The sequence below is a fragment of the Streptomyces sp. enrichment culture genome (genome assembly GCF_964272855.1).
Classification (GTDB): Bacteria; Actinomycetota; Actinomycetes; order Streptomycetales; family Streptomycetaceae; genus Streptomyces.
This window is the reverse complement of sequence record NZ_OZ186847.1, coordinates 2,688,505-2,708,502: the sequence shown is the minus strand read 5'-3', so window position 1 is coordinate 2,708,502 and position 19,998 is coordinate 2,688,505. Positions and strand designations below refer to the sequence as shown.

14 protein-coding genes are annotated in these 19,998 nt (G+C 71.8%); 4 read left to right on the top strand and 10 right to left on the bottom strand.

The features are described from left to right. Positions 1 to 49: 49 nt before the first annotated feature. On the bottom strand, positions 50 to 928 hold the full coding sequence (locus ACSU6L_RS11250) for a DMT family transporter (protein ID WP_437055976.1): 879 nt from the start codon (positions 926 to 928) through the stop codon (positions 50 to 52). A 29-nt stretch (positions 929 to 957) separates the two neighbouring features. Beyond that, a complete protein-coding gene (gene hpnR / locus ACSU6L_RS11245; RefSeq protein WP_437064852.1) occupies positions 958 to 2,436 on the bottom strand; it encodes a hopanoid C-3 methylase HpnR in 1,479 nt (492 codons plus the stop codon). Between the two features lie 231 nt (positions 2,437 to 2,667). Between hpnR and ACSU6L_RS11240 the strand changes: the two genes are divergently transcribed. From ACSU6L_RS11240 to ACSU6L_RS11225, 4 genes are all read left to right on the top strand, one after another. After that, a complete protein-coding gene (locus ACSU6L_RS11240) occupies positions 2,668 to 3,498 on the top strand; it encodes an SDR family NAD(P)-dependent oxidoreductase (RefSeq protein ID WP_437055974.1) in 831 nt (276 codons plus the stop codon). A gap of 918 nt (positions 3,499 to 4,416) precedes the next feature. Further along, the gene (locus ACSU6L_RS11235) at positions 4,417 to 6,774 is read left to right on the top strand and encodes a polysaccharide lyase 8 family protein (protein ID WP_437055972.1); all 2,358 of its coding nucleotides are present in this window, start codon (positions 4,417 to 4,419) and stop codon (positions 6,772 to 6,774) included. Positions 6,775 to 6,928: 154 nt separating this feature from the next. Further along, the gene (locus ACSU6L_RS11230; protein ID WP_365507910.1) at positions 6,929 to 8,512 is read left to right on the top strand and encodes an acyl-CoA carboxylase subunit beta; all 1,584 of its coding nucleotides are present in this window, start codon (positions 6,929 to 6,931) and stop codon (positions 8,510 to 8,512) included. 18 nt (positions 8,513 to 8,530) lie between these two features. After that, a complete protein-coding gene (locus ACSU6L_RS11225; RefSeq protein WP_437055969.1) occupies positions 8,531 to 8,722 on the top strand; it encodes an acyl-CoA carboxylase epsilon subunit in 192 nt (63 codons plus the stop codon). 165 nt (positions 8,723 to 8,887) lie between these two features. On the opposite strand, the gene ACSU6L_RS11220 is transcribed toward ACSU6L_RS11225, so the two are convergent. From ACSU6L_RS11220 to ACSU6L_RS11185, 8 genes are all read right to left on the bottom strand, one after another. Next, the gene (locus ACSU6L_RS11220) at positions 8,888 to 9,469 is read right to left on the bottom strand and encodes a GTP-binding protein (protein ID WP_046729246.1); all 582 of its coding nucleotides are present in this window, start codon (positions 9,467 to 9,469) and stop codon (positions 8,888 to 8,890) included. Further along, positions 9,450 to 10,022 carry a DUF742 domain-containing protein gene (locus tag ACSU6L_RS11215; RefSeq protein WP_437055967.1) on the bottom strand — a complete coding sequence of 191 codons (573 nt, stop codon included), beginning with the start codon at positions 10,020 to 10,022 and terminating at the stop codon, positions 9,450 to 9,452. The genes ACSU6L_RS11220 and ACSU6L_RS11215 overlap by 20 nt, the downstream gene beginning before the upstream one ends. A 94-nt stretch (positions 10,023 to 10,116) precedes the next feature. Further along, complete coding sequence (locus tag ACSU6L_RS11210; RefSeq protein WP_004983065.1) at positions 10,117 to 10,530, bottom strand: roadblock/LC7 domain-containing protein; 414 nt, start codon at positions 10,528 to 10,530, stop codon at positions 10,117 to 10,119. Between the two features lie 10 nt (positions 10,531 to 10,540). After that, complete coding sequence (locus tag ACSU6L_RS11205; protein WP_437055965.1) at positions 10,541 to 13,750, bottom strand: nitrate- and nitrite sensing domain-containing protein; 3,210 nt, start codon at positions 13,748 to 13,750, stop codon at positions 10,541 to 10,543. 390 nt (positions 13,751 to 14,140) lie between these two features. Continuing rightward, positions 14,141 to 14,728, bottom strand: coding sequence for a GTP-binding protein (locus tag ACSU6L_RS11200; RefSeq protein WP_437055963.1), 588 nt, complete (start codon positions 14,726 to 14,728; stop codon positions 14,141 to 14,143). Beyond that, positions 14,709 to 15,107 (bottom strand): DUF742 domain-containing protein, encoded by a 399-nt coding sequence (locus tag ACSU6L_RS11195; RefSeq protein WP_073941118.1) that lies wholly within the window; start codon positions 15,105 to 15,107, stop codon positions 14,709 to 14,711. Before ACSU6L_RS11195 ends, ACSU6L_RS11200 begins: the two co-directional genes overlap by 20 nt. 111 nt (positions 15,108 to 15,218) lie before the next feature. Further along, positions 15,219 to 15,632 (bottom strand): roadblock/LC7 domain-containing protein, encoded by a 414-nt coding sequence (locus ACSU6L_RS11190; protein WP_030752978.1) that lies wholly within the window; start codon positions 15,630 to 15,632, stop codon positions 15,219 to 15,221. Positions 15,633 to 15,641: 9 nt separating this feature from the next. After that, on the bottom strand, positions 15,642 to 19,439 hold the full coding sequence (locus ACSU6L_RS11185; protein WP_437055961.1) for a nitrate- and nitrite sensing domain-containing protein: 3,798 nt from the start codon (positions 19,437 to 19,439) through the stop codon (positions 15,642 to 15,644). Positions 19,440 to 19,998: the final 559 nt, after the last annotated feature.

Here is a 19,998-nt window from a genome sequence, read left to right as displayed (position 1 = left end):
CCGCCAAAACGCACCCGCGCCCACCGCCCCGATCACCGACCCCCTGCCCTTACGGCGCCGCCCTCCCCTTTCGCTCGTGCAGTGCCGCCACCACCGGTGACGAGTCCAGGCCCGCGATGCCCGCGCACACCAGCAGCAGCGCGGTCACGGTGACGGCGCTGACCGGCCAGCCGGTGGTGATCGTCTCGCCGAAGACGACCGTGCCGACGGTCACCGCGACCACCGGCTCCGTCGCGTCGAGGACCGTCATGCTCGCGGCGAGCGGACCCTGCTGGAAGGCGGTCTGGATGAGGAGCAGACCGCAGAGGGAGGCCACCACCAGCGCGTACGTCTGCCAGGCGGTCAGCGCCGCGCCGAGGCCGTGGCGCAGACGGTCCACGGTCGCGGCGAGCAGGACCGACTGCGTGCCCATGACCACCCCGGCGGCGAGGGCCGTGGCGGAGGCCCGCCAGGGCCCCGTCAGCCGGCGGGCGGCGGCCGGCGCGGCGCAGACGACGGCGGCCGTGGCGCCGAGGAGCAGCAGCCACTGCTGCACGCTCGCCGCCGCCGGCCGGCCCCCGTGCGGCCGGGCCGACGCCAGCGCCACCGCGAGCCCGACCGCCACCGCGGCCGTGCCCAGCCACTCCCGGCGCCCCAGCCGCATCCGGTGCAGCCGCGCCGACAGCGGCACCGCGAACACCAACTCGGCGACGATCAGCGGCTGGACGAGACTGAGCGGCCCGAACGCCAGCGCCAGCGACTGGAATCCGTACGCCAGCACCGCCAGCCCGATGCCGCACAGCCACCAGGGGTCACGCACCAGCCCGCCCAGCAGCCGCAGCCGCAACGCCTCGGTGTCCGGGCGGGCACCCGCGGCCCACTGCTGCAGCAGCCCCGCCGCGGCGAAGCACGCGCCGGCGGCGAGCGCGGCGAGCACGGCGATCGGCATCGTTCGAACAGCCCCTCCCGGCGGCGGTGCTACTCGGTGGTCTCCCGGCTCCGCGTGTGCACGTACAGCTTGCGCCGGTCGCCGACGTCGATGCGCTGCGGCAGCGGCAGCTCGTACCGCACCGGCATGGCGTGGTCGGCGAGCTGCCGCCGCGGGTTGTACACCTGGTTGAACTTCCACAGCATGCGGGCGAAGTTGGTCTGCCCGTGCAGCAGGTTGCGGCCGAGCACGCGGGCCGCGCCGAACGCGGTGCGCAGCCCCAGGTGCTTGCGGTTGATCACGGCCTGGGTGCGCACCAGCTCCTCGTAGAACCGCTCCAGCGGCAGCGTCGTCGGCACGACGGCGTGCTGGATGTCGAACAGCCGGTAGTCGCGCGTGGTGAGGCGGCGCGACTCGGTGTGCCAGATCTCGGTGCCGGGGTACGGCGTCATCACGGTGAAGTGCACGATCTCCGGCACGGCCAGCGCGAACTCCCGCACCACCCGGAACCGTTCCTCGTCCCACGCCGGGTCGACGATCAGGTTGATGGCGACCGCGATGCCCATCCGCCGCGCGGTCCGCAGCGCCTTGATGTTCTCGTCCGGGCTGATCCGCTTGCGGAACAGGTCCAGGCCCTCCGCGTCGATCGCCTCCATGCCGAGGAACATGTACTTCAGCCCGAGCCGCGCCCACCGCTCGAACACCTCGGGGTGGCGCAGCAGCACATCGGCGCGGGTCTCCAGGTAGTACCGCTTGCGGATCCGCCGCCGCTCCACCGCCGCGGCGATCGCGTCGCCGTGTTCCGGCCGGATGAAGGCCACGTCGTCGACGATGAACACGTTCGGCTCGCGGATCGCCGCGAGTTCGGCGGCCGCCGCCTCGGGGGAGGCCCTGCGGTAACTGCGGCCGTAGAACGTCCACGCGGAGCAGAACGAACAGTCCCAGGGACAGCCGCGGGTGAACTCGATGGAGGCGCACGGGTCGAGTTCGCCGATGAAGTAGCGGCGTCGGCTGCGCATCAGGTCGCGGGCCGGCAGCGGCGCGTCGATGCTGTGCAGCATCAGTGGCGCGGGGCCGCGTCCCGCCGAGGTGACGATCCCCGGCACACCGTCGAGGCCGCCGTGGCGCACCGCCTCCAGCAGCGGGCCGACCGCCGGTTCCCCCTCGCCGCGCACCACCGCGTCGACCGCGCCCTCCGCCTGCTCCAGCACCTCCTCGGCGACGAACGACACGCTGTGCCCGCCGAGGAAGACGAAACAGCCCGGTACGGCCCGCTTGACGTGCGCGGCCAGTTCGATGGCCTCGGGGATGTTGGCGAGGTAGTTCAGCGAGATGCCCAGCGCCTCGGGCCGGAAGGACCGCACCTCGGCGCGCAGCCGGTCCCGGCCGAGGACCTGGAGGTCCACGACTCGTACGTCGTGACCGGCGTCGCGTGCCGCGGCCGCCACCCGTTCCAGGCCCAGGGGCTCCAGGCGCAGGAAGATCTCCGAGTACATCAGGGCGCTGGGGTGGACGAGCAGCAGACGCATGGTCACCTCCGGGGGCTCTCCCTTCGTATCCCGGCCCGGCCGCGCGGCGCACCGCCCGTACCGCCGCCTGGCGGCACCGCGCGGCCCTCAGGGGTGGTTCCGCCGGGCGGGGTACCGGTTCGGGTGAGCCGGGGCGGCGCACGGCGGCGGAAGTGGCGGCGGGCACCCCTTCGGCGGTGTCCTGGGGACGAGTCCGGAAAACCGGACCGATCTGCGCAGGGAGACCGACCCTTGACCCATACCGGCTCCACCTCCGAACACCGGGCGAGTGCCGTACCCGCCCCGTCCGTGGCGCGGAAACCCCAGCCGCCGCGTCCCGACACGCCCGTGGCCCTCGTCACCGGGGCGTCCTCGGGTATCGGCGCCGCCACGGCACGCCGCTTCGCCGACGGCGGCTGGCAGCTGCTGCTGAGCGGGCGGGACCGGGAGGGGCTGGCGCGGACGGCCGCGGGCACGTCCGCCCACGTCCTGCCCGGCGACCTCACCGCTCCGGGCGGTCCGCGGCTGCTCGCCCGGTCGGCCCTGGAGACGGCCGGGCGGATCGACGTACTGGTCGCCGGGGCGGGCATCGGCTGGGCGGGCCCGTTCACGGCCATGCCGCACGACGTGATCGACGGTGTCCTCGCCGTGGATCTCGTGGCCACGCTGCATCTGGTACGGGAGGTGCTGCCGGCGATGGTGGCGCGCGGCCGGGGACGGGTGGTGCTGATCGGGTCGGTGGCGGGTTGTGTGGGGGTGCGCGAGGAGGCCGTGTACTCGGCGGCGAAGGCCGGGCTGGCCGCGTTCGCCGAGGCACTGCGGCAGGAGCTGCGCGGCACCGGGGTCGGGGTCACCCTGGTGGTGCCGGGCCCGGTGGACACCGAGTTCTTCGCCCGCCGCGGCACCCCGTACCGCCGCGACCGCCCACGCCCCATCCCCCCGGCCACCGTCGCCCGCACTGTCTGGGATGCGGTGGCCCGAAAGCGCGACGAGGTCTACGTACCGGGCTGGCTGACGCTGCCGGGCCGAGTCCGCGGCCTCACACCGTGGCTGTACCGCCGCCTACTGAACCGCTTCGGCTGAACGAAGCCCCGGCCCGAGCCGACATGAGCCCCGCCCGGCACCACGCTTCCAAGCCGCCCGCCCGAGTGGAGTCGGCGAATTGCCCCGCCGGCCCGGGCCTGCCGGCCGCCCGGGTCGGGCCCCGTCCGTGAGCCGCCCCCGGCCCGAGCCGTGCCTGCGGTCACCCGGCCCGAGCCTGCAAGCCGCCCGGTTCAGGCCCGCCTGCGAGTCGCCCCTTGTCCTGCGCCGCGTTCGCGAGTCGCCTGGCTCAGGCCGCGAGTCCGCGTCTGGCCCGCCCCGAGCTTGCGAGTCGCCCGGCGCGAGCCGTGTTTGCGGGTGCCCCGCCCGAGCGGAGCCCGCGAGCCGCCCGGTTCAGGCCCGCCTGCGAGTCGCCCTGGCCCGCCGCCGCGCATGCGGGTCATCCCGCCCGAGCCGAGCCTGCGAGCTGCCCCGCTCCGAGCCGTGCCCGCAGGTCACCCCGCTCCGAGCCGTGCCCGCGAGCCGCCCTGCTCAGTCCGGTCGCGAGCCGCCGCGCTTCCCGCCCGAGCCGTGCCCCGAAGCAACCCTGCCTCAGCCGTGCCCGCGAGCCACCCCGCTCGGGCCTCGCCCGCAAGTCGTCCCGACCGGAGTCGTGCCGGCAAGTCACCCACCCCGCTCTGCGAGCCCGCCCCGCTCAAGGCCTGCCAGGGCCCGGCCCGAGCCCCGCTCAAGCCCGGCCCGATCCCTGCTCAAGCCTGCCCGGCAGCCGACCCCCGCCCGAGCGCCACCCGATCCCTGCTCAAGCCTCGCCGGATCCCCGCTCAAGCCCGCCTAGCAGCCGACCCCCGCCCGAGCCCTACCCAAGCCCACCCGACAGCCGACAGCCGACCCCCGCCCCACCCCCTGCCCCCGGCACCTCTCCGCCCCGCTTCCCCCACCCCCGCTCTCCTGCTAGAGGCCATGAGCATGACGTTTTCACGCCGGGCTCTCCCGAGCCGTAGAGCCGTCCTTCTGGGGGCCGCCGCCACTGCCACCGCCGGCCTCGCCCCGGCCGCCGCCGCGCAGCCCCGCGCACACGCCGTCGCCGACGATCCGTACGACGCGCTCCGCCGTCGCTGGCTGGAGCTCGCGCTCGGTGCCGGGTACGACCCGGGCGCCGAACCCTACGCCGGCCGCCTCGCCGAGACCGGTGAGCTCGCCCGCCGTTTCCGGGCCGCCCTGCCCGCGGTGCCGGCGGCCGGCTCGCTGTGGCCGGACGCCCCTTTCGACCCACCCGCCGGCATCACCCGAAGCTACGGCCGCCTGTGGACCATGACCCAGGCGTACGTCCAGCCGGGGACCGGCGTCACCGGCGATCCCGGCCTGCTCGCGGCCGTCCTGCACGGCCTCGACCATCTCGCCGCCACCGTCTACCACCCCGGCACCACCCGCTACGGCAACTGGTGGGAGTGGCAGATCGGCAGCCCCCGCCTGCTGATGGACATCACGGCGGCGCTGTACGACCACCTGGGCGCCGCCCGGATCGCCACCGCCTGCGCCGCCGTCGACCACTTCGTCCCGGACTCGGTCTTCGCCGACTACTCCGGCACCTCCACCGGCGCCAACCGCGTCGACCTGTGCCGCTCCGTCGCGCTGCGCGGCATCCTGGGCCGCGCCCCGGACCGCCTCGCGCTCGCCCGGGACGCGCTCTCCCCGGTCTTCCCGTACGTCACCCGCGGCGACGGCCTGTACGCCGACGGGTCGTTCGTCCAGCACACCTGGGTCGCCTACTCCGGCACCTACGGCCAGGTGATGCTCGACGGCCTCGGCCGCCTGTTCGCCCTGCTCGCGGGCTCCGAGTGGGAGGTCACCGACCCGAACCGGCAGATCGTCCTCGACAGCGTCGAACGCGCCTACGCCCCGCTGATCCACGACGGGCTGGTGATGGACATGGTCAACGGGCGGGCCATCAGCCGCGGCCACCTGGCCGCCGACGAACGCCGGGTGCTGCGCAGCGACCACTTCCACGGGCAGGGCATCATCGCGGCGATCGCCCTGCTCGCCCTCGGCGCGAGCCCCGCCGAGCGGGAGCGCTGGTACGGGGCGGTGAAGGGCTGGATCGAACGGGACGAGGTGAGTCCCATCCTGACGGCACGCCAGTTCGACGTGGCCGACCTGACCCGGCTGCACTCCGTCGCCGCCGCGCCCGTCCCGGCCGCCCCCGAACCCGTCGGGCACCGCCTCTTCCCGGCCATGGACCGTGCCGTCCACCGCCGCCCCGCCTTCACCGCCGGCCTCGCGATGGCCGACGACCGCATCGCGTACTACGAGTGCGGCAACGGCGAGAACCCGCGCGGCTGGCACACCGGCGCCGGAATGCTCTCCTGGTGGGCGCCCGGCCTCGGCGACCAGTACACCGACTGGTACTGGCCGACCGTCGACTGGTACCGCCTGCCCGGCACCACGGTCTCCACCAAGCGGCTGCCGGACCGCGCGGGCGGCGAGTGGGGCGCGCCCAGACCGGACGTCCGCTGGGTGGGCGGCACCACCGACGGCGAGTACGCGGCCGTCGGCCAGCATCTGAAAGGCCTGGAGTCGACGCTGGAGGCCCGCAAGTCGTGGTTCTTCCTCGCGGACGCCGTGGTCTGCCTGGGCGCCGGCATCAGCTGCGCGGACGGCGTCCCGGTCGAGACCGTCGTCGACAACCGCAACCTGGGGGAGGGCGGCACCCAGACCTTCCTCCGCGGCCCCGGCTGGGCGCACCTGGAGGGCCACGGCGGCTGGCTCGTCCCCGACGGCGCGCTCCGCGCACTGCGCGAGTACCGCACCGGCGCCTGGTCCGACATCAACACCACCAGCACGACCGAGCGGCGCACCCGGCGCTGGCAGACCCTCTGGCTCGACCACGGCACGGACCCCGCCGACGCCGGCTACCTGTACGTCCTCATGCCGGGCGCGTCCCGCCGTACGGTCGCCGCCCGCGCCGCCGACCGCCGCTGGCTGAGGGTCCTCGCCAACGACGCCGTACGCCAGGCGGTGACGGTGCCGTCCCTGGGGCTGACGGCCGCGAACTTCTGGCAGGCCGGGGCGGCCGGTCCGCTCACCGCGTCGGGCGGCGCGAGCGTGCTGCTGCGCCGTCACGGCCGTACGGCCCGCCTCTGCGTGAGCGAACCACCCCGCACCGGTGCCCCGCTGGAGGTCGTCTGGGATCATCCGGTGGGCGGGGTGATCCGGGCCGACGACAGCGTCGAGATCCTCGCCACGGGCCGCCGGCTGAGCCTGCGCATCACTCCAGGGATGGCATGTGCCACCCATGAATGTGAGGTGTCTTTCGGCTGACGACTTTGTGTGACCTCTACAACGCTCAGGCCCCCTGAACAGTTGGAAAGCCTGCACAGGGCCGTGGTTCTGTTCAGGGGTACCAGGAAAACGAGCCGGAGACTGTACGGAGTCGACGGCTCGCTTTCCTTGGTCTCCTTCGTAAGGTCGCTACATGACCGTTTTGGATGAGGCGACGGGTGAGCCGACGGACGCGCGCGGCCGGGTGGCCGAGCTGCACGAGATCCGTGCGCAGGCACTGGCGGGCCCGAGCGAGAAGGCGACCGAGGCGCAGCACGCCAAGGGCAAGCTGACCGCCCGGGAGCGCATCGAACTGCTCCTCGACCCGGGGTCCTTCCGTGAGGTCGAGCAGCTGCGCAGGCACCGGGCGACCGGCTTCGGCCTGGAGGCCAAGAAGCCGTTCACCGACGGTGTCATCACCGGCTGGGGCACGGTCGAGGGCCGCACGGTCTTCGTCTACGCCCATGACTTCCGGATCTTCGGCGGCGCGCTGGGCGAGGCCCACGCGACGAAGATCCACAAGATCATGGACATGGCCATCGCGGCCGGCGCGCCCCTGGTCTCCCTGAACGACGGCGCGGGCGCCCGTATCCAGGAGGGCGTCTCCGCCCTCGCCGGCTACGGCGGCATCTTCCAGCGCAACACCAAGGCGTCCGGTGTCATCCCGCAGATCAGCGTGATGCTCGGCCCGTGCGCGGGCGGCGCGGCGTACAGCCCGGCCCTGACGGACTTCGTCTTCATGGTCCGCGACACGTCGCAGATGTTCATCACCGGCCCGGACGTGGTCAAGGCGGTGACGGGCGAGGAGATCACCCAGAACGGCCTGGGCGGCGCGGACGTGCACGCCGAGACCTCCGGCGTCTGCCACTTCGCGTACGACGACGAGGAGACCTGCATCGCGGAGGTCCGCTACCTCCTCTCGCTCCTCCCGCAGAACAACCGCGAGAACCCCCCGAGGGTGGAGAGCGCGGACCCGGCCGAGCGCCGCAGCGACGTGCTCCTGGACCTGGTCCCGGCGGACGGCAACCGGCCGTACGACATGGCCAAGGTCATCGAGGAGATCGTCGACGACGGCGAGTACCTGGAGGTCCACGAGCGCTGGGCGCGGAACATCATCTGCGCGCTGGCCCGGCTGGACGGCCAGGTGGTCGGCATCGTCGCCAACCAGCCGCAGACGCTCGCGGGCGTCCTGGACATCGAGGCGTCGGAAAAAGCTGCGCGCTTTGTCCAGATGTGTGACGCTTTTAACATCCCGATCGTGACCTTCCTCGACGTCCCCGGGTTCCTCCCCGGCGTCGACCAGGAGCACGGAGGGATCATCCGGCACGGCGCGAAGCTGCTCTACGCCTACTGCAACGCCACCGTGCCCCGGATCTCCCTGATCCTGCGGAAGGCGTACGGAGGTGCCTACATCGTGATGGACAGCCAGTCCATCGGCGCCGACCTCACCTACGCCTGGCCCACGAACGAGATCGCGGTGATGGGCGCGGAGGGCGCGGCCAACGTCATCTTCCGCCGTCAGATCGCCGAGGCCGACGACCCCGACGCGATGCGCGCGCGGATGGTCAAGGAGTACAAGTCCGAGCTGATGCACCCGTACTACGCGGCCGAGCGCGGTCTGGTCGACGACGTCATCGACCCCGCCGAGACCCGCGAGGTGCTGATCAAGTCCCTGGCGATGCTGCACACCAAGCACGCCGACCTGCCTTCGCGCAAGCACGGCAACCCCCCGCAGTGACCCTGAGGAGTCTGTCGTATGTCCATGCCTGACATCCGTGTTGAGAAGGGCCACGCCGAGCCCGAGGAAGTCGCCGCTCTCACGGCGATCCTCCTGGCCCGCGCGGCCGCCCGCCCGGACGAGATCGCCCCGGCCCACGGCCGCGTCCGCGCCGGCTGGCGCCGACTGGAGCGCGAGTCCGGCTTCCGCGCCCCGCACAGCTGGCGCTGACCGCAACGCGAAGGGCCCCTCCGCAAGGAGGGGCCCTTCGCGTTTTCCAGGGGGCGCGGGGCTGTGTCGGTGTGCGGCTCCGCCGCGTGGGCGCGAACGACCACGGGCTGCCTCGGACGGCATACAACCGTCCGAGGCAGCCCGGTGGCCGCAAGAACCGTTCAGCTAGCGCAGGCGCGCCATCAGCGCGTGCTCGACCAGGGTGATCAGAGCGGACTTCGCGTCCGCCCGGTGCCGCGCGTCGGTGGTGATGATCGGGGTGTCCGGCCCGATCTGCAGCGCCTCACGCACCTCTTCGGGGTTGTACGGCTGGTTGCCGTCGAAGCCGTTGAGGGCGATGACGAACGGCAGTCCGCTGTTCTCGAAGTAGTCGACAGCCGGGAAGCAGTCGGCGAGCCTCCGGGTGTCGACGAGAACGATGGCGCCGATGGCGCCGCGCACCAGGTCGTCCCACATGAACCAGAAGCGGTCCTGGCCGGGCGTACCGAACAGGTACAGGATCAGGTCCTGGTCGAGGGTGATACGGCCGAAGTCCATCGCGACCGTGGTGGTCGTCTTGTCCCCGGTGTGGGTGAGGTCGTCGATGCCTGCCGAAGCAGACGTCATGACGGCTTCCGTGCGCAGCGGGTTGATCTCCGAGACGGCGCCGACGAACGTGGTCTTGCCCACGCCGAAGCCGCCCGCCACCACGATCTTCGCGGAGGTGGTGGAGCGGGAAGGACCGCCGCTAGAGCTTGCGAAGTCCACTGAGCACCCTTTCGAGCAGTGTCACGTCTGGCTGGCCACCGGCGTTCTCGTCGCCGCCGGGCTGATGGATGGCGACCAGTCCCGCCTCCGCCAAGTCGGCGACGAGGATCCTGGCCACGCCGAGAGGGATCGTGAGCAGAGCCGAGATCTCGGCTACCGACTTGATCTCACGGCAGAGGTTGCAGATCCGCTGATGCTCGGGCAACTGGCCCTGCATCTGATGCGGAGCCGCGGTGGTGTGCACCAGCGCCTCGATGGCGAGCTGGTACCGCGGCCTGGTGCGACCGCCCGTCATCGCGTACGGGCGCACCAGGGGGTTGTTCGACGCCCCGGCGGGCGCCGGCTCATGGGTGCGGCGCTGCGGCTGCACGGGCTGGACACGCGGTGCCTGCGGCTGGTCGTACTGGCCCGGGCCGGGACCCTGTGGCGCGTACGGCTGCCGGTGGCTCGGGGTGGAGGGGAAGTTGTACCGGTTCTGGGAACCGTCGTTCTGGCCCTGGGCAGGGCCGTACGACCAATTGCCCGAAGACGAACCGCCTGGGGGTGTTGCCACTTTCTCCTCCTCCGACTGCGCCGGGCACCCATCCCTGTGGAGCCGCGTCCCGAAACCTTACGGCCCCGGGACGCGAAAACGCACCGTCTGTCTGTTAGTTGAGAAGGCTGCCCTGGAGCTCCGCACGGAGATCCGGGGTCAGAACCGTGCCCGCGCGGTCCACGAGAAGTGCCATCTCGTACCCAATGAGACCGATGTCCGCTTCCGGGTGGGCCAGAACCGCGAGGGACGACCCGTCCGAGATGGACATGATGAAGAGGAATCCTCGCTCCATCTCCACAACCGTCTGGTTCACGCTGCCGCCCTCGAAGATGCGTGAGGCGCCGGCGGTCAGTGAGGTCAGACCGGAGGCGACGGCCGCGAGCTGGTCGGCGCGGTCGCGGGGAAAGCCTTCGGACATCGCCAGAAGGAGTCCGTCGGCGGAGACCACCACGGTGTGGGACACCCCGGGGGTGTTGTCCACGAAGTTGGTGATCAACCAGTTCAGGTTCTGTGCCGCCTGGCTCATCGGGCTCACACTAACGCTCCTGGTTGTAGGTGCTGTCAGGACCGAAGCCCTGGCCGTTCGTTTCACTTCCTGCGGTGCGTCCCCGCTGCACTCCCCGGCGCAGGTTGCTCAGCCTGCCCCGGACGTCCTCGGGGGCGCGGGAGACCTGTGGGCCTCCCTGCGGAGTCGACTCCGCTGCGCCTTCGACCAGATTGGCCTTGGGCACCCGCCGCGGCAGACCGGAGGAGGTCACTCCGCCCGCCTTGGGCTTCCGGAGCTGCGAGGCCTGCTGCCACCGCTCGTCGTTCGCCGAGCGCCAGCCGTTGTCGCCGTTGCTCTCCGGGGAGGGGGCCGGCGATTCCTGGTGCACGCGCTGCGCGCCGCCCGTGGCGCCGCTCGCGGTGGATCCGCGGCGGGGAAGCCCGGCGTCGGTCAGCTGGTGGCCGGCGGAGGAGGCCGGTCCCGGACTGTCGAAGCCTACGCGGTCCCGCTCACTTGCGTCAGGGGCCTGCACAGATTCCGCTTCTGGAGCGTACTGGTCCGGGTAGCCGTTCTGGTAGCCGCCCTGCTGCTGCCAGTCGCCCTGGTAGGACTGCTCTTCGAAGCCCGAGTAGCTCTCCGGGGCGGTGTTCGCCACTCCGGAGTGCTCGTTCTGGCCGGACTCCGCATACGCGGGCTCCGGGTAGCCGCCGGCGGCCTGGAAACCGTCGTTCTGCGGCAGCCCGCCGTCCTGCGGGAAGTAGGGCTCCTCGTACGACGCCTGCTGCTGCTCCTCGTACGCCTGCTGCTGACCGTAGCCGGTCTGCTCGGCGTAGCCGCCCTGGCCGTTGTCGTAGGCGTGCTGGCCGGTCTGCTGGTCGAAGGAGTCGGCGTAGGCCGCCTCACCGCCGGGCTCCTGGCCGGGCTGGCCGTGGGCCTGCGCCTCCAGGGCCGCGCGGCGCCCCTCACGCAGCAGGGAGCGGCCCACCGGGTCCAGTTCGCGGATGTCGTCCGGGACCTCGGTGTAGCGGGTGTCGTCGAAGCCGAGCTCCGCGGCGGTGCGCATCGGCTGGCCGAAGTCCTCACCCCGGAACTGCTGCTCGGGGATGATCTGCGAGACCGTGAACTCCTCGCGGTCCATGGTGCCTTCGCCACCACCACCGTGGGTGATCGCGTCCGGCAGCATGACCAGCGAGGTGGTGCCGGCCTGCTCGCCGGAGGGGCGCAGCTGGACCCGGATGCCGTGCCGGTCGGACAGCCGGCCGACCACGAACAGACCCATGCGCTGCGAGATCGCGGCGTCCACGGTCGGCGGGTTGGCCAGCTTGTGGTTGATGTCCGCGAAGTCCTCGGCCGTCAGGCCGATGCCCTTGTCGTGGATCTCGACCATCACGCGGCCGTCGGGGAGACGGGTCGCGGTGACGCGGACCTTGGTCTGCGGGGAGGAGAACGTGGTGGCGTTCTCCAGCAGCTCGGCCAGCAGGTGCACGAGGTCGGTCACGGCACGGCCGTGGATGTCGGCCTCCGGCACACCGGAGATCTCGATGCGCTCGTACTGCTCCACCTCGGAGGAGGCGGCGCGCAGCACGTCGACCAGCGGGACCGGCTGGTCCCAGCGGCGGCCGGGCTCCTCGCCGGCGAGGACCAGCAGGTTCTCGCCGTTGCGGCGCATACGGGTCGCCAGGTGGTCCAGCTTGAAGAGGTTCTCCAGCTGGTCCGGGTCGGCCTCGTTGTTCTCCAGGTCGGTGATCAGGGTCAGCTGGCCCTCGATCAGCGACTGGTTGCGGCGCGACAGGTTGGTGAAGATCGCGTTGATGTTGCCCCGCAGCAGAGCCTGCTCGGAGGCGAGCCGGACCGCCTCGCGGTGGACCTGGTCGAAGGCGCGGGCGACCTCGCCGATCTCGTCGGTGGAGGTGATCGGGATCGCCGCGACCCGGGTGTCGACCCGGCCGGGGTCGGTACGGGACAGCTGGTCGACCAGCATCGGCAGACGCTGCTCGGCGATACCGAAGGCGGCGTTGCGCAGCTGGCGCATCGACCGGCTCATCTGGCGGGCCACCATGCCGGCCAGGATGAACGCGGCGAGCAGCGCGATCACGACCGCCGCACCGGTGATGACCGCCTCGGTCTTGGCGTCGGCGGCGATGCCGTCGGCCTCGTTCACCGCGGTGTCCGCGAGGTCCGACTCGATCGTCCGGTAGGCGTTGTACTTGAGGGTGTTGACCGCGAACCAGTTCGACGGCGTGATGCCCTGGGCGGCCAGCAGCGCACGGTCGGACTCCGCGGTCGACTTCATGCCCGCGACGGCCGCGACCATCTTCGTCGGGTCGGACGGCGGCGCCTTGTAGTTCGGGTCCTGGGCCAGGGCCTCCTTGGCCGCGGCCTGGGCGTCGGCCGTGATCTGCTTCCTGGCCTCCTCCAGCTTGTCCGCGTCGGCCTGGGTGCCACCGCCCTTGTACTCCTCGATGGCGATGCGCTCGAGGTAGGCGTACGAGGCGAGGGAGGTGCGCTGGGTGGCGAAGTCGCCGTTGCCGGGGCCCGGCTTCACCAGGAGCTGCATACCGATGGACCGCTCCAGCGAGAGCGCGGCCTTGGTCAGCGAGATGGCGTAGACGGTACGGCCGTAGCTGGTGATGTTGCCCGTGCCCAGACCGAGCTCGTTGGCGAACTCCATCAGCGGGTGGGCGATCGCGACGTAGCCCTCCTGCGTCTGCACACCCTTGAGGCGGGACGTGTAGGCGTTCTGGCGCACCGCGGCCAGGCTGGGCTCGACCTTGTGGAACAGGTCCAGGCGACGCTCCAGGCCGGCCTTGGCCGGCATGTTCTGCGCGGCCTCGTCGAAGGCGTCGGCGGCCTCGTCGGTCTGCTTGCGGGCGGCGACCACGGTGGGGTCGTCCTCGCCCTTGCCCTGCAGCAGCGGAGCGGCGGTGGTGTCACGCTCGTTGTAGAGGGCGTCGGCGTAGGTGAGGGAGGCCCGCACCAGACGCGCGGTGTTCGCCGCGTCCTCGGCCTCCTGCCAGGTGTCGATCGAGCTCTTCACCTGGAAGCCGCCCATGACGAGGCCGACCACCACGGGTATGAGCAGGATCGCGTTCAGCCGGGTCGTCACACGCCAGTTGCGCGGCGAGAAACGGCCGCCGCCCGGAGCGGGCGCGGCCGTCGGCTCGGAGCCGGGCACAACAGGGGCGGGCGCCGCTCCGCGCGGCGGCGGGGTGAAGTTGCCCCGGGCGGGCGGCTCGGGACCGTTCTTGCTTCGCCTCACTCGACCAACAACCTCTCGGCGGCGGGCACCTACGTCGTGCCGCAGTGTCTCAGAGCCCAGATCGCCATCGACCACTGAGTACGTCTTTGACTATTGGGCAGTTCAGGCATTCCAGCACGTGGACCAGTGCTCTTCCAAACATGCGAAAGCCAGGATTCCGCGTGATGTAAGCCGTAGATAAAACGGTCATAAAGAGCGAGCCCCGTCAAAAGACGGGGCTTTTGTGCGCGCAGCGACACCGGGCGACCGCGACGCGTGGTGGCATCACCCGATTCCTCTGCCGAAACGTTATGAACACCGGAGCCGGCCGTGTCAAAGGCCACAGCCGGCTCCGGTGTACAGGTGAGGAGGCCTACGGCAACTGCCGTGACGCCCGCACTGTTTCGGGTACTACTTCAGACGCGCCATCAGGGCGTGCTCGACCAGCGTGATCAGCGCGGACTTGGCGTCCGCGCGGTGCCGGGCGTCGGTCGTGATGATCGGGGTGTCCGGCCCGATCTGCAGCGCCTCACGCACCTCTTCGGGGTTGTACGGCTGATGACCGTCGAAGCCGTTGAGGGCCACGACGAACGGCAGTCCGCTGTTCTCGAAGTAGTCCACCGCGGGGAAGCAGTCCGCCAGCCGCCGGGTGTCCACCAGGACCACCGCGCCGATGGCGCCGCGCACCAGGTCGTCCCACATGAACCAGAAGCGGTCCTGGCCCGGCGTACCGAACAGGTACAGGATCAGGTCCTGGTCGAGGGTGATGCGACCGAAGTCCATCGCGACCGTGGTGGTCGTCTTGCCCCCGGTGTGGGTGAGGTCGTCGATGCCCGCGCTCGCGGACGTCATGACCGCTTCCGTGCGCAGCGGGTTGATCTCCGAGACGGCCCCGACGAACGTGGTCTTGCCCACGCCGAAGCCGCCCGCCACCACGATCTTCGCGGAAGTGGTGGAACGCCCCGAGGCGACGGCGCCGCTAGAGCTTGCGAAGTCCACTGAGCACCCTTTCGAGCAGTGTCACGTCCGGAGCACCGCCGTTGTTCTCGTCGCCACCCGGCTGGTGGACGGCGACCAGTCCGGCCTCGGCGAGGTCCGCGACCAGGATCCGGGCCACACCGAGCGGCATGGCCAGCAGCGCCGAGACCTCGGCGACCGACTTCACTTCACGGCACAGGTGGCAGATGCGCTGGTGCTCGGGGAGCAGCCCCATGAGCGCTGCCGGGTCGGCCGTGGTGCTGATCAGCGCCTCGAGGGCGAGCTGGTAGCGCGGCCGGGTCCGGCCGCCGGTCATCGCGTACGGACGGACCAGCGGCTGGTCGCCCTCGTCCCCGTACGGATCTGTGTACGGATCATGAGAGGCGGTGGGCGGGGTCATGAATCCTCCGGGCGGGACAGCAAGCGGTCAGTCAAGCCGTCTGAGCGGGGCCGGTGGGGGGATTGTGTCGGCCGGACGGTGATTTGGTGAGGCGGGTGGATCTGGGTCGGGTCAGTGGAGCAGACTGCCTTGCAGTTCGGCGCGCAGATCCGGCGTGAGCACCGCGCCCGCACGGTCCACGAGCAGTGCCATCTCGTAGCCGACGAGGCCGATGTCCGCCTCCGGGTGCGCCAGGACGGCCAGGGACGAGCCGTCCGAGATGGACATGAGGAAGAGGAATCCCCGCTCCATCTCGACGACGGTCTGCGCCACGTTGCCGCCCTCGAAGATCCGGGAGGCCCCGGCCGTCAGCGAGGTCAGCCCCGACGCGACGGCCGCCAGCTGGTCGGCACGGTCGCGCGGGAATCCCTCGGACATCGCCAGCAGGAGGCCGTCGGCCGACACGACGACGGTGTGGGACACCCCGGGGGTGTTGTCCACGAAGTTGGTGATCAACCAGTTCAGGTTCTGTGCCGCCTGGCTCATCGGACTCAACTAGCGCTCCTGCGGGTGAGTGGGGCTCGGGTAACTGCCCGTCTGGCCCGAACCGGCCTGACGGCCCTGTGCGATACCCCGACGGAGATTGGTCAGCCGGCCGCGCACGTCCTGGGGAGCACGCGAGACCTGCGGACCGCTCTGGTGCGGTTGCTGCTGGGCCGTGCCCGGGACGAGGTTCGCCCGGGGCACCCGGCGCGGCAGGCCGGAGGTGGTGATCCCGCCGGCGGCGGGCTGGCGGACGCGCTCGGCCTGCTTCACGAGGTCGTCGTTGGGCGAGCTGCGCCAGGCCGCCGTGGCGGCGCGCTGAGGCCCGGTCGGGGCCTGCGACTGCTGCTGGGGGGCACGGTCGGGCCGCTGCTGCGGAGCCTGACGGCCCTGCGGAGCCTGGCCCTGCGGCGCCTGGGACTGCGGAGCCGGCTGGCCCTGCTGGCCCTGCTGACCGTGGAACCAGTTGGTCTCCAGCGTGTCGTACAGCGGCGTACGCCCGTCACCGGGGCCGGCCGCCGGGGGCAGTGCCTCCGGTTCCGGACGTCCGGGCCGGGCCTGCGGACGCTGCCGGCCGCCGAGGTCGCCCTGCGGCTGGTCGAAGCGGGCCTGGGCGTCCTGCCGGCCGCCGGGCAGCGCGTGCCGGCCGGTGGCCGAGGCGTCCTGCGCGGCCACCGGGAACTGGCCGGTGGAGCCGTTGTCGTAACCCTGCTGCTGCGGTGCCTGGAACTGGCCCGTCGAGCCGTTGTCGTAACCCTGGGCGCCGTAAGCCTGCGGGGCGGCGAACTGGCCGGTGGAGCCGTTGTCGTAACCCTGCTGCTGCGGTGCCTCGAACTGGCCCGTGCTCGACGGGTCGCCCGCACCGGCGGACGTGCCGTAGACGTCCGGGCGGACGAACTGGCCGGTCTGCTGCGGGGCGTTCGCGCCCTGGTGGCCGAAGTCGGCGGAGGCCTGCGGGTTCTGGCGCTCGTCGAGCCGCGGCACCACCGGCATCTCCGCCGTGGAGCCGGGCCCCTGACGGTCGTCGATCCGCGGCATCCGGGACGTCTGCGCGACGTCCGGCTCCTCGTGACCGCGCGGCGTGTCCAGCGAGGCACGCGGCACCGGCGGCTGGGCGCTCTCGTCGCTCCAGCTCGGCACGCGGGGCTGCGGGTTGCCGCCCGGCAGCTCGGCCCGCGGGCCGCCGCGCGGCGGCAGCTGCGGCTGCTTGCCGCGCCGGCCGCGCTCGCCGCCCTTGTTCTGGTTCGCGTCGCCGCGCGCCGGCACGGAGCCACGGGCGTCCTGGCCCTGCGGCGCACCGCCCGGACCGGCGGACTGAAGACCCTGCGGGGCACCCGCGCCGGCCGGAGCCGGACGGCCCTGCTGCGGCGCCGGAGCCTGCGGTCCGCGCGGACCGCCGGGCCCACCGGCACCGGGACCGCCGTTGCTGAGGCCACCGGCACCCGGGGCTCCCGGACGGCCGCCCGCGTCCCGGCCCGGCAGCGCGGCGCGCGGACCCGGACCGGACCCGAGCAGCCCACCACCGGCGCCACCGGCACCCAGCGCGTTGCCGCCGTTCTGGCGCCGCGCGGCGGCGGCACCGGCCGCGGCCTGCGCGGCGGCCGGACCACCGGAGACACCGGCGCCGCCCTGACCCTGCTTCGGCTGCGGCTTCTTGCCGCCCTGGGCGACATCGACGGGCAGCATGACCAGCGCGGTCGTACCGCCGGAGTCCGACGGGCGCAGCTGGATGCGGATGCCGTGCCGCTGGGACAGCCGGCCGACCACGAACAGACCCATGCGGCGGGAGACCGACACGTCCACGGTGGGCGGCGAGGCCAGGCGCTCGTTGATCTGTGCCAGGTCCTCGGGGGACAGACCGATACCGGTGTCGTGGATCTCGATCAGCACCCGGCCGTCGGGCAGGGCGTGACCGGTGACCTTGACCTTGGTCTGCGGCGAGGAGAACGAGGTGGCGTTCTCCAGCAGCTCGGCGAGCAGGTGCACGAGGTCGTTGACGACCCGGCCGGCGACCTGCGTGGTCGGCACGGCGGCCAGCTCGATGCGCTCGTACTGCTCCACCTCGGACGCGGCGGCACGCAGCACGTCGACCAGCGGAACCGGGCGGGTCCAGCGCCGGCCGGGCTCCTCACCCGCGAGGACGAGGAGGTTCTCACCGTTACGGCGCATACGCGTGGCGAGGTGGTCCAGCTTGAACAGGGAGGCCAGCTGGTCCGGGTCGGCCTCGCGGGACTCAAGTTCGGAGATCAGCGACAGCTGGCGCTGGATCAGACCCTGGGAGCGGCGCGAGAGGTTGGTGAACATCGCGTTGACGTTGCCCCGCAGCAGGGCCTGCTCGGCGGCGAGGCGGACCGCCTCGCGGTGCACGTCGTCGAAGGCCGCGGCCACTCGGCCGATCTCGTCGCGGGAGTGCACACCGACCGACTCCACGGACGTGTCGACGTCCTGCGGGTCGGACTCGGACAGCTGCTTGACCAGCTCGGGCAGGCGCTCGGAGGCGACCTTGGTCGCGGTGTCCTCCAGGCGGCGCAGCGAGCGGATCATGGAGCGGGCCACGACGAAGGCGCCGACCAGCGACACGCCGAGCACGAGCAGGATCAGCGCACCGGAGATGATCGCTTCCTGCTCCGACTCGCTGCGCAGCTCGCGGGCCTTCTGCTCCATCTCCTCGAGCAGCGTGCGCTCGATCTTCTTCATCTGCTCGATCTTGGTCGAGCTGTCGTCCACCCAGTCCTGGTACGAGCGCTTGTCCAGGCCGTCCAGACCCTCGGGCCGGCCGAACGCGCGGGACGCGTACAGGTCGGTGGCCTCGATGGTGGCGTTGTTCTCCTCGATCGGCTTCAGCAGCTCCGCGGCGTTCTCGTCGCCGTAGATGCTCCGGAAGCTGTTGATGTCCGACCGCTGGCTCTGCAGCGCCGACTCGCCGTAGAGGCGGTCGTTCGCGGAGAGGTTGCCGTACGTCGTGTTGCTCGCGGGCAGGGCCGCGGCGAGGACCGCGCGCTGGACGGACGCGTACTCCTTGGCGGAGGAGAAGGCCGCCAGGGCACGCGTGCGCTGGATCATGTCCGGGTTGCTGGTCGCCTCGGCCATGTCCTGCGAGAGGTCGAGCAGGTGCTCGATCAGGCGGTGGTAGGCCTCGACGGTCTGCATGTTGTTGTTCTTGGCCTCGTAGGCCGAGCTGCGGACCTTGTTCAGCGTCATCAGGTCGCGCGCCAGACCGACGACGCTGTCGCGGACGCCCTGGAGGTTGCCGTCCCGGCTGGTGCTGTCGAGCTCCTCGGCCGAGTCGAGGAAGTTCTTCAGGGCCCGGTCGGTCTTGTCCCGGTAGCCCTTGACGGTGATGGCGCTCGACTTCGAACCGTGCGCCAGCGGACCCGCGGACTTGTCGCGCTCCTCCTGGAGCGCGGCGGCCAGCTCGGTGGCCTCCTTGGTCATGTCCGTCAGCAGCTTCATGTTGTCGAGCTGCTGCATGTCCTCCATGGACTGGCTGATGCGCAGCGCACCCAGCGAGGTCGCCGCGACCACGGGGAGGGTCAGCAGCGCGACCAGACGGGTGGAGATCCGCCAGTTCCGCAGGGCTATTCGCGGGCCGGGGCCGGGCGGGCCCTGCGGCGGCTTCACGGCCGGAGCGGGGCTCGCCGGGCCCGAGGGCGCGGACGTGCCGGGGCGCCCGGGGCGCGTGCCGGCCTCACCGGACGGGCTCTGGCCCTGGGCGTGCTGGGGCGAGGAGCTGCCGGCCATGGGGCCAGTCCCGCCGTGCGGCTCCGGCTCCGCCGAAGCGCTGCCATCCCTCTTGAAACGTCCCTGCACTAGCGTCGCAACCTCTGGACCAGGCGCCCCTCCGCGAACGGAAGGACGGTGTCGGCGTCGTCGGGGACGCCCTGAATACGTCCCCGGGTGGTCGTGAGTGACCGGCGCTGGCCTCCCCCTTCTCGCCGCCACTCGGCGCGTGTCGCGCCCTGGTGCGCCGGCTCGTTCCTGCGGCGGTCCGTGGAATTCCAGCACAGTGCCGGATCTCCAACAAGGTCCGTTGGTCAGGCTGTGACCTCCGTGACAGCACGTGAGGGCCGGGTTACGAGACGTAGAGCTGCGCCCGCCTTATAACGGACATTTGCCTACGAGTCGCCGAGGTGTGCCGGGTGTCCCAGTCGCCATGATCAGGAGCGGAATGGTCGCTTCAGGGGCCCAATGTCCGTTTCATGGGCATCAGTTGTGAGCCTGAATTGACCGGTTTGCGCGTGGCTTCGTGAGCAAAATCACACGCCGATCCTGAACGCTTCCGCCCTTTGACGGGAATCCGCATGTTTAGCCTGACGCTTTACAAGAGTCACCGCGATGACAAGCTCTGACAAGCCCCGACAAGTCTGAC

Excerpts from the sequence above, each read along its gene's own strand:
- ACSU6L_RS11250 (WP_437055976.1), bottom strand. The coding sequence starts at position 928 with ATGCCGATCGCCGTGCTCGCCGCGCTCGCCGCCGGCGCGTGCTTCGCC.
- hpnR (WP_437064852.1), bottom strand. The coding sequence starts at position 2,436 with ATGCGTCTGCTGCTCGTCCACCCCAGCGCCCTGATGTACTCGGAGATC.
- ACSU6L_RS11235 (WP_437055972.1), top strand. The coding sequence starts at position 4,417 with ATGAGCATGACGTTTTCACGCCGGGCTCTCCCGAGCCGTAGAGCCGTC.
- ACSU6L_RS11230 (WP_365507910.1), top strand. The coding sequence starts at position 6,929 with ATGACCGTTTTGGATGAGGCGACGGGTGAGCCGACGGACGCGCGCGGC.
- ACSU6L_RS11225 (WP_437055969.1), top strand. The coding sequence starts at position 8,531 with ATGTCCATGCCTGACATCCGTGTTGAGAAGGGCCACGCCGAGCCCGAG.
- ACSU6L_RS11210 (WP_004983065.1), bottom strand. The coding sequence starts at position 10,530 with ATGAGCCAGGCGGCACAGAACCTGAACTGGTTGATCACCAACTTCGTG.
- ACSU6L_RS11195 (WP_073941118.1), bottom strand. The coding sequence starts at position 15,107 with ATGACCCCGCCCACCGCCTCTCATGATCCGTACACAGATCCGTACGGG.
- ACSU6L_RS11190 (WP_030752978.1), bottom strand. The coding sequence starts at position 15,632 with ATGAGCCAGGCGGCACAGAACCTGAACTGGTTGATCACCAACTTCGTG.